The following is a 15,503-nucleotide window of genomic DNA, read 5'->3' on the forward strand; positions in this document are numbered from 1 at the left end:
CGGCGTCGCCAATCATTTTGGGCGCTTTCCTAATTCGGTCGGCACCTTTTCCCGCGTAGACTCTCCGGCCACCCTGATGGTGTTGTGCGCTGGCACTTCTGGGTCGCATCGTCCCGACGTCGATGCCGTGCCACGCCGGTAATCTGCCTGACGCCATTCCATACAAGTGTCGTGATGCGCTGAGGTCGACCCCGGTTGACACGGCGTGCACGGCCGTTTCCGGAGGAGCCCCGTGTCCCATTTGCCTGATACGCCCGTAGTACCGCCCGTCGCCTCGGCGTGTGCCACGCCCGACGCGCTCGCCGTCGCCGGCCGCGCCACCTGGGAATCGCGGCTGGGCTTTATTCTCGCGGCGGCCGGTTCTGCCGTGGGACTTGGCGCGGTATGGAAATTCCCCTACGTGGTGGGCAAGCACGGCGGTGGCGCGTTCCTTGCGGTATATCTGGGCTGCGTGCTGACGCTTGGCGTCGGGCTGCTGCTTGCCGAAATGGCGATCGGCCGGTTGACGGGCAAGTCGATCACGACGGCGCTGCGTGAATTGGGCGGGCGCCGCTGGGCCTGGGTCGGACGTATTGCGACATTCAACGCGTTCGCGATTCTGTCGTTTTACGTCGTCGTGGGTGGCTGGACGGTGGCGTATCTCGTCCGGGCCATGACCGGCACGGTGCTGGCCAACGACACCGAGCGTCTGGTTGGCGAATTCGCGGCGTTCATCGCGGATCCGGTCGCGTCGCTGACCAGCATGGGGGTCTTTCTCGGGCTGACGACCGTCATTGTTGCCGCGGGTGTGCAAAAGGGCATCGAACGGGCAGGCAAGTGGCTCATGCCCGCGCTGTTCCTGCTGATGCTGCTGGTCATCGCGCGCGCCCTCACCCTGCCGGGCGCGATGGCCGGTGTTGCCTGGTTCCTGACGCCGGACTTTTCCGTCATATCCGGTGCCACGCTGCTCGAAGCGCTGGGTTTGGCGTTCTTCTCGTTGTCGCTCGGCGCGGGCATGATCGTGGTCTACGGCTCCTATCTGCCCAAAGACGCACGCCTGGCCGGTTCGGCCGTTTGGGTGGCGACGCTTGCGACGCTGGCCTGCTGCCTCGCCGGGCTGATGATTCTGCCAGCGGTGCTCGCGTTCGGCGTGGCGCCCAACGCAGGGCCTGGTCTGACCTTCATCACGATGCCCGCCATTTTCGCGCAGATGCCATTCGGCCATCTCGTGGCGATCGCATTCTTCCTGCTGCTCCTGTTTGCAGCGCTCACGTCCGCCGTTTCGCTGTTCGAGCCGGTCGTCGCATTTCTCATTGACGAATATCAATGGCGCCGCGGACCGGCCGTGGCGGCGGTGCTGGTGGCCACGTTCGCCTTCGGTGCGCCCGCCGCATTGTCGTTCGGTGTGTGGTCGGACATACGTATTTTCGACCGTACGATTTTCGAGCTGATGGACTATGCGACTGTCAATCTGCTGATGCCCGCGGGCGGGTTGTGCGTAGCATGCTTCGTCGGCGTACGGATTTGGCCAACGGCGCGCACCGTACTCGATGGCACGCGAGCGCAATGGTTCGTGCCTGTGTGGCGAGCGCTATTACTCGTGCTCACGCCGATTGCCATCGTTGGCGTGTGGTATCAGAGCCTCTGATGCGCACGACGGACCGTCGCGCGCATCCGCGATTTGGACAACCTACGCGACGCGCCAGCGAATCACGCGACCGGCGTTCGCATGGTCACCCATTCTTCGGCGGCGGTCGGATGTACCGCCAGCGTGCGGTCGAAGTCGGCCTTCGTGGCGCCCATCGTCAGGGCCACGCCGAGCAACTGCACCTGTTCGCCGGCGTGATCGCCTACCATGTGGGCGCCGACGATCTTGTCGGTGGCGCCGTCAACGAGCAGTTTCATCAGCACCCTTTCCTGACGGCCTGACAGCGTTGCCTTGAGGGGCCGGAACGACGCTTTGTACACCTGAAGCTGTGCATAATCGGCGCGCGCTTCGCTCTCGGTGAGACCCACCACACCGATCTCGGGCGTGCTGAACACGGCCGTCGGAATCCGCTTGTGATCGACGCGTGTCGTGCGTTCCCCGAACACCGTGTCGGCGAATGCCTGTCCTTCGCGAATCGCCATCGGCGTGAGGTTGACGCGGTCGGTGACGTCGCCCACGGCGAAGATCGACGGCACGTTGGTGCGCGAGAACTCATCGACGATCACCGCGCCCTTTTCATTGAGCGCCACACCGCTCGCGGCCAGGCCGAGACCTTGCGTGTAAGGCACGCGTCCTGCCGCGCTGAGCAACACATTGGTGTCGTGCGCGCTGCCGTCGGACATCGTCACACGCAATTGGCCTGGCGCTTTGTCGACGCGTGCCACCGTGCGCTCGAGGAGGATGTCGATACCGCGGTCGCGGTACGCGGCTTCGAGCGAGGTGCGAACGTCGTCGTCGAAGCCGCGCAGCAGGTGCGGGCCGCGATGCACGAGTGTGACCTTCGAGCCGAGTCCGGCAAATATGCCCGCGAACTCCAGCGCGATGTAGCCGCCGCCGATGATCGTGATGCGCTCGGGCAGCGATTCAAGATGGAACACTTCGTTCGACGAAATCGCATGTTCGCGGCCAATGAAGTGCGGCTGGTCCGCCGGTTTTCCCCCGGTGGCGATCAGGATGTGCCGCGCCGTGATGCGCTCGCCCGTGGCGGGCAGCACGATCGTGTTCGGACCTTCGACCACAGCCCGCGCCTCGACGAGTTCGGCGCCCGCGCGTTCGAGGTTGGCTCGATAGATGCCTTCGAGCCGCGCGATTTCGCTGTCCTTGCGTGCAATGAGCGTTTTCCAGTCGAACGTGGGGGAGGGCACTTGCCAGCCGAAACCGGCGGCATCTTCGAACTCGTCGGCGAAACGGCTCGCATAGACGAGCAACTTCTTCGGCACACAACCGCGAATGACGCAGGTGCCGCCGACGCGAAACTCCTCCGCGACTTTCACACGGGCGCCGTATTGCGCCGCGACGCGTGCTGCGCGCACACCGCCCGAACCGGCACCGATCACGAAAAGGTCCACATCGAACTGGGGCATTGCTGACTCCTGTTGGTCGTGCCGCGCGTCGAACCGTGGCAGCGCAAGTGCGCGCAGTGTGTCGACGACCACGGCTTCTGGCGATGAGCGATTGTGCCAGAGACCGGCTTGGGACGTCGGCGGGCCACCCCGATTTCAGAGCCGTCCGAGGCCGGAGTCGGCGATTGCCGCATCGCCGGCGCCGATCGCACGCGGACGTGTCACGCGTAGCCATCCGATGTTTCTGAAATGAAACAATTCGTGGGTATCGCCGCGGCAGCGCGCATGTCACGGAAATGGAAGTGTCTAAGAATCAATGGGTTGTGGCTCGTGGTCCGAAAGTTGCTCTGAATCGCTCGGGACAGGCGGGATTGACCGCAGACAGAAGACGATGTGGACGAGGATGTCATGACGAAGTCGCTCTTTCGCCTCATGGGCGCCATGCTAGCGCTGGCGTGGCTGTGTTGCTTCTGGATACCGGCATCGGCACATGCCGCGAATCCGTCGGGCACCCTGCGTCATGCGGGGGCATCGGCGAGCAAGAAGACCACGGCCGCACACACCTGGCATGGCGTCCGGCTGTCGCGGGCCGCACGCATGAAGCGTGCGGCCCGAGCGCCCGAATTCGCACCGCCGGGCGCCCCGCCGCCGGCACTCGTCGGTGTCGCGCCGGCCCCGTGGCACGATGTGTTCACGGATGCAGGCGTCTGGGCGTCGGATCCGATTGTCGTGAGCGGCGGCACGCTCGGCGGCATGCTGGGGAATGCCGGGGTGACGCGATCCGACGACGGCATGGTCACCGGACCTCACGCCGGGCTGACGGGCCTGTATCAAACCGTCTGGCATCGTGCGCTGTCCAATCCTGCATCGAGCACACAACTCTTCGCCGGTGCGCCTGAATACTTCGGGCTGCATTTCTAACCCCATCGGGTGCTTGTGCTCCATCTGCCCCATCGCGGCCGACCGGCCGCGTCGCGGGACACCCATGCATTTCCGGTGCGATACGGGCAATGCGCATGCCGCATTCCCCGCCGAGTGGATCGGTATCCGATGCGTTATGCGCGCCGAGTCGCGCGTCGCGCGCTGCGCATTGCACCCGCGCCGGCCCTGCACCCCCAGCCTTTCAGGCACATTGGCGCGCCTTGCGCTCGAGCTTGCCTCGCCAAGCGCAATGCGGTTAGCATGAATCCGCAGCCAACGTGTGGCATTCCCTCAGCACATGCCGACGGCGGGCATGCCATTCCGTCCCCCAGCCCCCTTATGAGCCCGCCTGATGCGTCCGTAAAACATCATCCCCAGAGGAAAGCGATACCCATGCGTGGCAACCCATATCTTGGCGCGACGCAACGCAACGTGAACAGCGAATCGATTTAAGCGATGTCCGCGGCATCGCAGGGAGAAGTGAAAGGCATGGCATTACTCAAGGTCGACGTGGTGAGCACCGAGCGGGCGATATTTTCGGGCGAGGCCCGTTTCATCGCGGTGCCCGGCACAGCGGGCGAATTGGGTGTGCTCCCCGGGCACACGCCGCTGCTCACGGGCGTGCGTCCCGGCACGGTGAGGATCGAGGCGAGTGACGGCACCGATACGTTTCTTTACATCGCAGGCGGTTTCGTCGAGATTCAGCCGAATCGGGTGACGATTCTGGCCGACACCGCCATCCGCGCCGAGAGTCTTGATGAAGCCCGCGCCGAGCGCGCGCGCGAGGAGGCCAAGGCGGTGCTCGAAACCCAGGCGAGCAATATCGATTACGCCAAGGCGCAAGCGGAGCTGACGGAAGCTGTGGCGCAATTGCAGGCCATCCGACGCATTCGCAAGCAAAAGGGGTCTCGCTGAGCCAGTGACACGGCGCATCGGCGCCAACGCCAACGCCAGCAAGACGGGCAGTCCTCACGGGCTGCCCGTTTTTTTTCGCCCCTCGCTCCCGAGGTGCAACCCCCTGAGGTAAACCCCGAAGCGATTCGACTTGCGCCATCTTTTTGAAATAACTATATTTCTCTCAGATAACAGTTATTGCACTGAGATAACTGTTTAGTGAGAAATGCGTTCATCGCATGATCGTCATCTCAATGCCCGCGTGATGCCACGCGTGGCGTGCCCTTGGAGTTCAAATGAGCGAGACAGCAAAGCAATCGGAGCAGGAAGTTCTTTTCACGCAGGTCGGTCGTGTCGCGGTGATTACGTTGAACCGCCCGCAGGCGCTCAACGCCTGGACCATCGCCATGCGCGAACTGATCATCGATGCGCTCGAGCGGTTCAATACCGACGACAGCGTGGCCGCCGTGATCATGACCGGGGCGGGGCGCGCCTTCTCCGCGGGGCAGGATCTGGCCGAGGCAAAGCATTTCGACGGTGACACCGCCATCGAATGGATCAAGGGCTGGGAGCACTATTACGACGTGATTCGCAGCCTGAAGAAACCGCTTGTCATGGCGCTGAACGGTACGGCAGCGGGTTCGGCCTTCCAGGTGTCGCTGCTTGGCGATATTCGCGTCGGCCATCCAGGCGTGCGCATGGGGCAGCCGGAGATCAACGCCGGGATCGCCAGCACGACCGGCCCGTGGATCATGAATCACATGCTCGGCCTGTCGCGCACCATCGAACTCACGCTCACCGGCCGTCTGATGGAAGCTGACGAGTGCCACCGCCTCGGCTTGATTCATCACCTCGTACCGGAGGAGAAGGTGTTCGCGAAGGCCCTGGAGATCGCCTCCGAGCTGGCCGAAAAGCCGCCGGTGGCCATGCGCCTGGACAAGCAGCGCTTTCGCGAGATGACCGAAGGGACGTTCCAGGATGCCATCGCCGCCGGTATGCGCATTCAACGCGAGTCGTATGAATCGGGCGAGCCGGCACGCATGATGGCGGCGTTCTTTGCCAAGCGCGCGGCCAAGGCCGAGACAGCGAAGGCCTGAGCGCTTCCGTCCACTGTTCAATCACGTCGCGCCGCTCGGCATTGGGCTCAGCATTGCCGGGCGGCAACCATGACAGGGCATGCGCACCGCGTCTGTCCACACGCTAGCGGAGTTTCTAATGTCACATTCGCACGACCCGCAAAACCCGTCCCGTCGCCGCCTTCTGCAGATGGCCGGCACCGCCGCGCTGGCAGGTGCTTTGCCGTTGGCCGCATCGCGCACGGCGTATGCCCAGGCACGCCAATTGATCGTCTCCGATCCGGGCGGCCCGTACACGACGGCGTACCGCCGCGCGTTCTACGATCCGTTCGAGAAAGCCACCGGCATCAAGGTGGTGAGCGTGGCGCGCGATTCGCAGCCGGTGGCGCAGTTCGCCGCGATGGTGCAGACGAAGAACTTCGTGTGGGATGTGACGACGCTCACGCTCTCCGCCGACATTCCGTATCTGGAGTCGAAGGGCTTTCTCGAGCCCATCGGCATGAAGGTCGCCGATTTCCCCGGCATCATGCCCGAGGCGGTGACGCCCGACTGGCTGGGGGTCGACGTGTATTCGACCGTACTGGCCTACCGCACCGACAAATTCCCGAAAGACGCGCCGCAGACGTGGGCGGACTTCTGGGACGTAAAGCGCTTTCCGGGCCGCCGCTCGCTGCGCCGCAGCCCGCTCGACACGCTCGAGCAGGCGCTCATGGCCGACGGTGTGTCGATCGACAAGCTCTACCCGCTCGATCTCGACCGCGCCTTCAAGTCGCTCGACAAGATCAAGCCGCACATCGATCTTTGGTGGACGTCTGGCGCGCAGGCCATGCAAGCGATCCAGAACGGCGACGTCGACATGATGTCGACGTGGAACGGTCGCGCACAGGCCGCCATCGACAACAAGGCGCCGGTGAAGATCGTCTGGAACCAGGGGCTGTATTCCATTGAAGGGTGGGGCATTCCGAAGGGCACGCCGCGCGCCGAATTCGCACGGCAGTTCGTTCGGTTCTGCGGCGACCCGGCACGTCAGGCGTTGATTACCCAGGATCTTGCGTACGGTCCGACGAACCTCAAGGCGTTCGACGCGATCCCGAAGGATCGCGCCCCGTTGATGCCCACGGCCCCGGCCAATTTGAAGGGCATGCGTTTGCCAAGCCCGCAGTGGTGGGCCGAGAACCGTACGAAGGCGACCGAGCGTTTCAACGCATGGCTGTTGTCGTAAGCCGTCAAGCACCGCGAAGCAGGAAGAGACGACTATGAGTACCAAACTGGAAACCATCGGTCTTGCCAAGACGTATCGCGAGACCCCCGCGCTCCTGCCGACCGACCTGCGGGTCGCGGCGGGAGAATTTCTGACCTTGCTCGGCCCGTCAGGTTCGGGCAAGACCACGCTGTTGCAGATGATTTCGGGGCTGGTCGAGCCGAGCGCCGGGCAACTGCTCATCGACGGGCGCGACGCCACGCACGAAGCGCCCGGCAAGCGCGGCATCGGGATGGTGTTCCAGAGCTACGCGCTCTTTCCGCACATGACGGTCTGGGACAACGTGGCGTACGGCTTGCGCATGCGCAAGCTGCCGCGCGCCGAACTGGCGCCGGCCGTCGACGCCGCGCTCGCGATGGTCAAGATGCAAGCGTTCGCGCAGCGACTGCCGTCGGAGTTGTCGGGTGGGCAGCAGCAGCGCATTGCGCTTGCCCGTTGCTTCGCGTTCCGTCCCTCGATCATCTTGCTCGACGAACCGCTCGGCGCGCTCGACAAGAAATTGCGCGAGCACATGCAGCTGGAAATCCGGCGTCTGCACCAGGAGTTGGGCGCGACGTTCATCTACGTCACGCACGATCAGGATGAGGCGCTCACGCTGTCCGACCGCATTTGCCTGATGAATCAGGCGCGCATCGAGCAGATCGGTACGCCGACACAGTTGTACGACCGCCCGGCAACGCGCTTCGCGGCGGATTTCCTCGGCCATTCCAATTTGCTCGACGGCGTGGTCGAGCGCATGGACGATGGCCGTGTTGCGCTACGGGTGGGCGAGCGTTGGGTGCCGATCGGCCCGAGTCCCGACTTGCCCGCGGCGGGAGAGGCCAGTCTGCTGGTGCGCCCGGAGGCGGCGCGTCTGACGTCGCCCGAAGACGGCGCGCTCGCCGGCACGATTCGCCAGGTCGTTTTCGTGGGCTCGGATACGCGCGCCATTGTCTCGCTGGGGCACGGGAACGATGGGGCGCAGGGGGCCGACTTCACCGTGCGCTGCCCGCGCGACCTGACGCCGCGCGTCGGTGAGCGCGTTGGACTGGCGTGGGATCACGGCCGTGCGACGCTGCTCACGCGCTGAGCAAATTTCGTCAACGCCCTCGTCATCCGCTTCAGGAGTTTTTGTCATGTGGCTTGTTCAGCGCCTACCTCAGGCGGGGCCTCGTATTGCCTGGCCGCGACAGGTGGCCCGGTGGTTGCCGGCCTTGCCCGCGTTGCTGTTCCTCGTGGTGTTCTTCATCGTGCCGGTCGTCGAGATTCTGCAGGGCGGCCTCTACGATGCCGACGGCGTGCTGTCCGTCGCTCAGTTTGCCCGCATGACGCACTCGGCTGTGTACATCAAAGTGCTGGCTTCGACGTTCTGGATTGCGTTTCTCACCGCCGGGCTTTCTGTCCTGCTCGGTTATCCGGTGGCGTATCTGCTCGCGCGGTTGTCGGCGCGCTCGCGTGAGCGCTGGTTGCTATGGATCGTGCTGCCGTTCTGGACCAGTTATCTCGTCAAGACGTATGCGTGGATGCTGCTGCTCTCGAAGACCGGCCTGCTCACGGTCGTGGCCACGCATCTCGGGCTGATCGATAGCGCGGGCACGCTTGCGCCGTCGCTCACCGGTGTGCTGATCGGCATGGTGCACGCGATGCTGCCACTCGCCGTCATGACGATGTTGCCGATCATGCGCGGCATCAACATGCAACTGGTGCAAGCGGCGCAAACGCTCGGGGCCGACCGCGCGACGGGCTTCTTCACCGTTTTCCTGCCGCTGTCCGGGGCGGGCGCGGCGGCGGCCGGGTTGCTGGTCTTCATCACGAGCCTGGGCTTCTTTATCGTGCCCGCACTGCTTGGCTCGCCGCGCGAATCGATGGTGGCGCAGCTCGTCATCTCGTCGGTACTCGATCTGTTCGACCTGCGCTTTGCCGGCGCGCTCTCGAGCGTGCTGCTGCTGTGCTCGATTGTCGTGTTCTTCGTGTACGACCGCGTCGTGGGGTTATCGTCGCTCGCCGGCGAAGCGCCGGAACGCCGTGCGGGGACCGGTGGGCGCATGTTGCCCATGCTCATCGCCATTGGGCGGCTCGCGGGCAAGGTGTCGCTCTCGGGCGGACGCGCGCGGGCCGGGGGCGGCTTCGGTCTCAAGGCGTACACGGGGGCGGTCGTGTTCGCCCTGGTGTTGCCAATTGCGTTCGTGGTGCCGCTGGCCTTTACCAAGCAGTCGTTCGTGGCGTTTCCCCCGCAACTCTTCACAGTGAAATGGTTTGTGGCGTTCATCGAGTCGAGCGTGTGGCAGGCGGCGTTGCTGCGCTCGCTCGGCGTGGGCTTCGCCACGGCGACGCTTGCCCTCATCCTCGGTTTCGGCGCCAGCCTGGCGCTCGTGCGGCTGCCGTCGCGGTGGCGCAAGCCGCTGTTCGCCATGTTCATCGCACCGTTGATCGTGCCGCGCATCGTGGTCGCCGTCGGCTTGCTGTATTTGTTTGCGCGCTGGGGGCTCGCCGGCACCAATGCCGGTCTGGTCATCGGCCACACGGTGCTTGCGATTCCCTATGTCGTGGTCACGCTTTCGGCGAGCTTCAAGCGCTTCGACTGGCGGCTCGACGATGCCGCCAAGATGCTCGGTGCATCGGCCTTTACCCGCGTGCGCACCGTGTTGCTGCCGTTGCTCGCGGCGAGCCTGGGATCGGCATTCCTGTTCGCCTTCATCGTGTCGTTCGACGACCTGACCATCGCCATCTTCGTGTCTGGCGGCATCAACACCACGCTACCCAAGCAGATGTGGGACGACATCCAGTTGGCCGTCACGCCGACGCTGGCTGCCGTGGCGACCTCGCTGGTGTTTCTGATGGTGTTCATCGTCTGGCTGTCGTCGATCTTTAAACGCAAGCGCTATTGATATCTGCGGAACTCTGTATGTCCATGTCCAACGTTGCCCGAGTCGCGCCGGTGAATGCGCAGACGTTTTCTTCCGTGCATCCTTATACGAAGTACTTTCCCCAGCGGGCCGAGGGCGACCGGCTCGATGTCGTACCGCTGCTCTTGGCAGGACTCCACGGCACGTCGGCCAAGCCGGTCGTCGTGTTCGAGGGTGAAGCCATCGACCGGGCCCAGATGGCCGCGCGCGTGGGCGCCATGCAGGGCTGGCTTGCCGCGCAAGGCCTCGTGCCGGGCGACCGCGTGGCGGTGATGCTGGGCAACAGTGCGGCGCAGGTGGCGTTGATCTATGCGCTCATGCTTTCCGGTCTGGTGTGGGTGCCCGTCAACACGCGCCTGAAGGGCGACGGTATCGAATACCTGCTCGGCCACGCCAAGCCGACGCTGCTCATTGCCGAACCGACCTTCGCCGACGTGCTCGACGCGGGTGCCACCCTCGCGGCACAGCAGCCGGGGCACCACGGGACACGCGTCGTGCGTCACTGGCTCGCGGACGTCATGACCCAGGCCGCGGCGTACATGGGTAGCGCGCCGGCGGCGGCGGAGCTCACGCCCGCGTCGGTGCTGTGCATCATCTACACGTCGGGCACCACCGGCGCGCCCAAGGGGGTGCTGTTCACGCACCGCATGATGCGCATCGCCAGTGAGGCGGCGCTGCGCGTGGCCGACGCGCACGACGGCGACCGGCTGTTTCTGTGGGAGCCGCTGTGCCATATCGGCGGTGCCCAGATGCTGCTGCTGCCCTTTCTCGCCGATGTCGAGATGCACGTGGTGGAGCGTTTCTCGGCCAGCCGCTTCTGGCAGCAATGCGCCGCTGCGCAGGCCACGCATCTGCACTATCTCGGCGGCATCCTCGACATCCTCATGCAACTGCCGCGCGAGGCCCAGCCGGCGCAGAACTCATTGCGCGTGGCGTGGGGCGCGGGCGTGTCGGCGAGCGCCTGGCAAGCCACACGAGAGCGGCTGCAATGCGCGTTGCGCGAATGCTATGGGATGACGGAGTGCTCGAGCTTCGCCACCCTCAACGACGCGGATGTGCCGGGTGCCATCGGCCACACCCTGCCGTGGCTGACGCTGGCGTTGCTCGACGACGCGGGACAGCCCGTGCCCGACGGCGAACCCGGTGAGATCGTGCTGTCGAGCGACGTGGAAGGCGTCTTCCTGCCAGGCTATCTCGATAATCCGGAAGCCACGTCGAAGGCGTTGCGCGACGGCAAGCTTTTCACGGGCGACAGTGCGCGGCGTGGCCCCGACGGCAGCCTGGTCTTCATCGGCCGGCGCACGGACAGCATGCGGGTGCGCGGCGAGAACGTGTCGGCCTGGGAAATCGAGCGTGTGTTTGCGCGACACCCGGCGGTGGTGGCCTGTGCCGCCATCGGCGTGGCAAGCGACATCGGGGAGCAGGATGTGATGCTTTACGTCCAGTTCCGCGACGGCCAGACACTGGACTGGACCGTACTCGCGCAATGGGCCGCCGACAAACTCGCCAGCTACCAGCGCCCGCGTTACTATCGCGCCACCGAAGGTTTCGAAACGACGCCTTCGGAGCGCATTCGCAAGCATCTTCTCTCGCGCGATACCTCGCAGGCGTGGGAGGTGACGGAGGCAACGTAATCCGTGTGGGCAGCGCGGTCGTCACCGGCGCGGCGACGATGACGGTGATTCTGGCGTTATCGGTATAAGATAGACTGTTATTTTTATGAGATAATTCGTCCCTGCCTGCCCCATTTCCTCGATATCGTGGCCACCACCAAGACACCCCGCACCCGCGCCAAAGCGGCAACCGCCAGCGAGATAGCTGCTGCTCCCGCCCCATCGACCGAATCCACGCTTTACGTGCAGTCCGTGGAGAAGGCGATGAAGGTGCTGACGGCGTTCGACGGGTCGAAGCGCCATCTGTCGCTTTCGGAAATCGCCGCGGCCACGGGGCTGGACATCAGCGCGGCGCAGCGCTTCACCTTCACGCTCTCGGCGTTGGGCTATCTGCTCAAGGACGCGCAGAGCAAGAAGTACGAACTCTCGCCGAAGCTGCTGGACTTCACCTATCACTACCTCGTCTCGAACGAACTCGTGAGCCGCGCCGCTCCGTATCTTCAGCAACTCGCGGCGGAAACCGAGGAGGCGACGAACCTGACGGTGCGGCTCGACACGGACATTGTGTTCGTGCTGCGTATTGTGAGCCGCAGCGTGTTCAATGCGAACGTCATCGTCGGCTCGCGCCTGCCGGCCTATTGCACGGCACCCGGGCTGGCGTTGCTGGCTACGCTCGACGATGCCGAGGTCGACGACATTCTTGCGCGCACGAATCTCGTGCAGTTCACGCCGGCGACCGTGGCGCAGCCGCGCAAGATCAAGGAACGGCTCGCGCGCATTCGCAAGCAGGGATATGCGCACACGGAAGACGAATTCTTCATGGGCGACATTTCGACGGCGGCGGCCGTGGTGAACCAGGACGGCCGGGCCATCGGGGCGATCAACATTGCCGTGCCGCGCGTGCGGTGGAACGCCGAACGCGATGAACGGCGCTTCGCCGACCTCGTGATCCAGACGGCTGGTGCGTTGTCGGCGCGGCGGCGCCAGGAGAGCTGACGCCGCGTCAGTCGGCCGCCACGTGCACGATCTCGTCGTGCTTGTCGATCTCGCCGGGGGCGCGTTTTTTCAGCCGAATGAAGAGCAGCAGCGGCATGACGGCGATCGTGAGTGCCATCATGAGCCGGAAGTCGTCCAGGTAAGCGATCATCGCCGCCTGTCGCGTGACTTCCGCATTCAGGGCGGCCATCGCCGCGGCACCGTACGTCTGCACGTAAGCCTCCACCCCTTGTGTAAACGGCGTAATGCGCTCCGAGAGCACCGCGTGGTTGACCTGCGTGTTCTGGGTGAGCAGCGTCTGCACGACCGAGATACCGATACTGCTGCCGATGTTGCGCGACAGGCTGTAGATGGCGGCGCCGTCCGCGCGTAGCGTGCCGGCGAGCGTGGCAAACGTGACCGTGGTGAGCGGCACGAAGACGAAGCCCAGACCGAAGCCCTGAATGACCCCCGGCCAGACGATGTCCGACGGCCGCAGCGTGAGCGAGTAACCGGCCATCAGATACAGCGAATAGGCGGTCAGTGCGAAGCCGAAACCCAGCAGGTAGCGAACGTCGACCTTGCCGACCAGGCGTCCGACGATCAGCATGGCGGCCATGGTCCCCGCGCCGGAGGGCGCCGTCACCAGCCCGGTGAGAATCGCAGGGTAGCCGAACAGACTTTGCAGCATCGGCGGGAGCAGGGCGCGCGTGGCGTAAAGAATGATGCCGACGACGAAGATGTAGACGACGCCCGTGTTGAAGTTTCGGTCACGCAGCAACGCGCGGTCGAAGAACGAATGCTCGCCGGCCGTCCACGTGTGGACGACGAAGTACGCAAAGCAGATGATGGCGCCGAGCATCTCCAGCCAGATCTCGGTGGCGTTCAGCCAATCCTGCTGTTCCCCGCGATCGAGCAGCAGTTGCAGCAGGCCGATGGCCAGACTGAGGGTGACGAAACCGAGCACATCGAATTTCCCGGCCTTCTGCTCCGGCGGCTCTCTGAGATAAGCGGCAATACCGAGGAACGCGATCAACCCGATGGGCAGGTTGATGTAGAACACCCAGCGCCAGTTGTAGCTGTCGGTAAGCCAGCCGCCGAGTGACGGGCCGAGAATTGGCCCGACCATCACGCCCATGCCGAACACCGCCATCGCCGAGCCGTGCTTGTGCGGCGGGTTGATGTCGAGCATGGTCGCCTGCGACAGCGGCACGAGCGCCGCGCCGCAAATCCCCTGGAACAGCCGTGCGGCCACGATTTCCGTGAGCGAATGCGCCATGCCGCACAAGGCCGAGGCGATCGTGAAGCCGGCGACGGACCACAGGAAGACGCGCCGGCGACCGAAGCGCGCGCAGAGCGTGCCGGTGAGCGGCGTGGCGATGGCGGCCGCCACGATATAGGACGTCAATACCCAGGTGATGGAGTCCTGCGAGGCGGAAAGACTGCCCTGCATGTGGGGGAGTGCCACGTTGGCGATGGTGCTGTCGAGTGTCTGCAACACCGTCGCGAGCATGACGGACAGGCTGACGAGCGCGCGATGCTTGCCCGGATCGTCAGCTGTTTGGGGGGATGCCACGGTCATTCTTTTATTGGATCGTGAGGGTTATCGCGACGCGCCGGTGACGGGCATTCGGCTTCGGCGCGCGTCAGGTTCGTCAGCACCTTGCCCAGTAAGCGCGACAGTTCGGTCCGTTCAGCCGGGGTGAGGTCGGCCAGCGCTTCGCGTTCGGTCGCGTTGGCGAATGCGACGATCATGTCGATCTTGGCCTCCGAGGCCTCCGTCAGATAGAGCAGGTGCGCGCGTTTGTCGTTCGGATCCCGTTCGCGCCGCACGAGTCCCTTGTCCCTGAGCCGGTCCAGCAGTCTCACCAGCGCCATCGGCGTCAACTCCATGCGTTCGGCCAATTCGGCCTGTGTCTGGACCCCATAGCGATGCAACATGACCAGCACGCGGCATTGCGCGCGCGTGAGGTCGAAGTTGCCGCGGGCACGCCGGTCGAACAGGCGCGAATGAACGCGCGCGACGTCATGTACCAGCGTGCCGAAACGGGAAGACCAATCGATTTTCGGCATATCGGAAGGTGCGCCGGGGTCGCCTTCGGGGAGTCCCGGCAAGGTCAATTAGTAAACAGGTTTATCATTTTGCCAGACACTTTCTTCGGACTGCAACTGTCGCAAATAGGTGACACCCATACTCGACGGCCGAAGGCGCTGAAATGTGGTCGGCCGGTTTCGCCCGGTGTGACGAGGGTTCGCGGGCGGTGGGCACAATCCCCGGACAGACGCTGTTGCGCCGCCCGTGAAAATCTGAAAAAGCCAAGAAAAATAAGCACTTGACACTTCGCCTTGGCGGATCAAGAAAGGATATGTGCGATGTATCGGCGAGCACGCCTGTGCATGGCACTCATCCTCTATTGACCTTAAGGAGTATCAATCATGTTTGACCTCGCCCAAGCCTCGGATGTCCTGTCCATTACCCCGACCGACCTGTCGTCCGGTCAGCGCCGTCCCACGTCGTTGCCGGCTGCGGTGCGCGCCCCGGCGGCCGATCTCGATACGATGCGAGAAGAGCGTCTGCCCTTCATCGTCACCATCGCGAGCGACGACGCAGCGTTGCGCGACGCCGTCGCCATGCGTCAGGCCGCCTACGGCCGCCACCTTCCCGATCTGGCCGCCACGTTGAGCGAGCCGGAGCCCAGCGACCGCGAGCCGGGGGCCATCGTGCTCGTGGCGCGCGCGCGGCTCGACGGCGCGGTCCTTGGCACAATGCGTATCCAGACCAACCGTTACCAGCCGTTGCATCTCGAGGATTCGGCGCCGTTGCCCCAGTGGCTGGGGGGGGCCGCGG

The 15,503-nt window shown here is 64.5% G+C and carries 12 protein-coding genes and 1 pseudogene; 10 read left to right on the top strand and 3 right to left on the bottom strand.

The features are described from left to right. The first annotated feature begins 232 nt into the window (after nt 1-232). On the top strand, nt 233-1,627 hold the full coding sequence (locus tag A985_RS0115530) for a sodium-dependent transporter (RefSeq protein ID WP_232424636.1): 1,395 nt from the start codon (nt 233-235) through the stop codon (nt 1,625-1,627). 62 nt (nt 1,628-1,689) lie between these two features. Here the strand turns inward: A985_RS0115530 and gor are convergent, their stop codons facing one another. Then, on the bottom strand, nt 1,690-3,051 hold the full coding sequence (gor, locus tag A985_RS0115535; protein ID WP_017234322.1) for a glutathione-disulfide reductase: 1,362 nt from the start codon (nt 3,049-3,051) through the stop codon (nt 1,690-1,692). A 387-nt stretch (nt 3,052-3,438) separates the two neighbouring features. On the opposite strand from gor, the gene A985_RS0115540 reads away from it, so the two are divergent. From A985_RS0115540 to A985_RS0115575, 8 genes are all read left to right on the top strand, one after another. Next, the gene (locus A985_RS0115540; protein ID WP_157211488.1) at nt 3,439-3,951 is read left to right on the top strand and encodes a hypothetical protein; all 513 of its coding nucleotides are present in this window, start codon (nt 3,439-3,441) and stop codon (nt 3,949-3,951) included. A gap of 489 nt (nt 3,952-4,440) precedes the next feature. After that, entirely contained in the window at nt 4,441-4,866 is a 426-nt protein-coding gene (locus A985_RS0115545) for a F0F1 ATP synthase subunit epsilon (RefSeq protein ID WP_026132016.1), read from the top strand. Nucleotides 4,867-5,141: 275 nt separating this feature from the next. Further along, entirely contained in the window at nt 5,142-5,942 is an 801-nt protein-coding gene (locus A985_RS0115550) for an enoyl-CoA hydratase/isomerase family protein (RefSeq protein ID WP_017234325.1), read from the top strand. Nucleotides 5,943-6,060: 118 nt separating this feature from the next. Next, nucleotides 6,061-7,143 carry an ABC transporter substrate-binding protein gene (locus tag A985_RS0115555; protein WP_017234326.1) on the top strand — a complete coding sequence of 361 codons (1,083 nt, stop codon included), beginning with the start codon at nt 6,061-6,063 and terminating at the stop codon, nt 7,141-7,143. 34 nt (nt 7,144-7,177) lie between these two features. After that, on the top strand, nt 7,178-8,251 hold the full coding sequence (locus A985_RS0115560) for an ABC transporter ATP-binding protein (RefSeq protein ID WP_017234327.1): 1,074 nt from the start codon (nt 7,178-7,180) through the stop codon (nt 8,249-8,251). A 46-nt stretch (nt 8,252-8,297) separates the two neighbouring features. Continuing rightward, nucleotides 8,298-10,049 carry an ABC transporter permease subunit gene (locus A985_RS0115565; RefSeq protein ID WP_017234328.1) on the top strand — a complete coding sequence of 584 codons (1,752 nt, stop codon included), beginning with the start codon at nt 8,298-8,300 and terminating at the stop codon, nt 10,047-10,049. A 17-nt stretch (nt 10,050-10,066) separates the two neighbouring features. Then, nucleotides 10,067-11,701: an AMP-binding protein gene (locus tag A985_RS0115570; RefSeq protein WP_017234329.1), complete on the top strand. Its 1,635-nt coding sequence runs from the start codon at nt 10,067-10,069 to the stop codon at nt 11,699-11,701. Nucleotides 11,702-11,881: 180 nt separating this feature from the next. Continuing rightward, the gene (locus tag A985_RS0115575) at nt 11,882-12,676 is read left to right on the top strand and encodes an IclR family transcriptional regulator (protein ID WP_232424641.1); all 795 of its coding nucleotides are present in this window, start codon (nt 11,882-11,884) and stop codon (nt 12,674-12,676) included. Between the two features lie 7 nt (nt 12,677-12,683). Here the strand turns inward: A985_RS0115575 and A985_RS0115580 are convergent, their stop codons facing one another. Together A985_RS0115580 and A985_RS25725 are read right to left on the bottom strand one after the other, a co-directional pair. Beyond that, nucleotides 12,684-14,237 (bottom strand): MDR family MFS transporter, encoded by a 1,554-nt coding sequence (locus tag A985_RS0115580; RefSeq protein ID WP_017234331.1) that lies wholly within the window; start codon nt 14,235-14,237, stop codon nt 12,684-12,686. Continuing rightward, nucleotides 14,234-14,728 (bottom strand): MarR family winged helix-turn-helix transcriptional regulator, encoded by a 495-nt coding sequence (locus tag A985_RS25725; RefSeq protein WP_017234332.1) that lies wholly within the window; start codon nt 14,726-14,728, stop codon nt 14,234-14,236. The genes A985_RS0115580 and A985_RS25725 overlap by 4 nt, the downstream gene beginning before the upstream one ends. 363 nt (nt 14,729-15,091) lie before the next feature. On the opposite strand from A985_RS25725, the pseudogene A985_RS27105 reads away from it, so the two are divergent. After that, a pseudogene (locus A985_RS27105) lies at nt 15,092-15,503 on the top strand (hypothetical protein); the annotation flags it as partial.

Source organism: Pandoraea sp. B-6 (assembly GCF_000282835.1).
Lineage (GTDB): Bacteria > Pseudomonadota > Gammaproteobacteria > Burkholderiales > Burkholderiaceae > Pandoraea > Pandoraea cepalis.

Excerpts from the sequence above, each read along its gene's own strand:
- gor (WP_017234322.1), bottom strand. The coding sequence starts at position 3,051 with ATGCCCCAGTTCGATGTGGACCTTTTCGTGATCGGTGCCGGTTCGGGC.
- A985_RS0115540 (WP_157211488.1), top strand. The coding sequence starts at position 3,439 with ATGACGAAGTCGCTCTTTCGCCTCATGGGCGCCATGCTAGCGCTGGCG.
- A985_RS0115545 (WP_026132016.1), top strand. The coding sequence starts at position 4,441 with ATGGCATTACTCAAGGTCGACGTGGTGAGCACCGAGCGGGCGATATTT.
- A985_RS0115550 (WP_017234325.1), top strand. The coding sequence starts at position 5,142 with ATGAGCGAGACAGCAAAGCAATCGGAGCAGGAAGTTCTTTTCACGCAG.
- A985_RS0115555 (WP_017234326.1), top strand. The coding sequence starts at position 6,061 with ATGTCACATTCGCACGACCCGCAAAACCCGTCCCGTCGCCGCCTTCTG.
- A985_RS0115560 (WP_017234327.1), top strand. The coding sequence starts at position 7,178 with ATGAGTACCAAACTGGAAACCATCGGTCTTGCCAAGACGTATCGCGAG.
- A985_RS0115565 (WP_017234328.1), top strand. The coding sequence starts at position 8,298 with ATGTGGCTTGTTCAGCGCCTACCTCAGGCGGGGCCTCGTATTGCCTGG.
- A985_RS0115570 (WP_017234329.1), top strand. The coding sequence starts at position 10,067 with ATGTCCATGTCCAACGTTGCCCGAGTCGCGCCGGTGAATGCGCAGACG.
- A985_RS0115580 (WP_017234331.1), bottom strand. The coding sequence starts at position 14,237 with ATGACCGTGGCATCCCCCCAAACAGCTGACGATCCGGGCAAGCATCGC.
- A985_RS25725 (WP_017234332.1), bottom strand. The coding sequence starts at position 14,728 with ATGCCGAAAATCGATTGGTCTTCCCGTTTCGGCACGCTGGTACATGAC.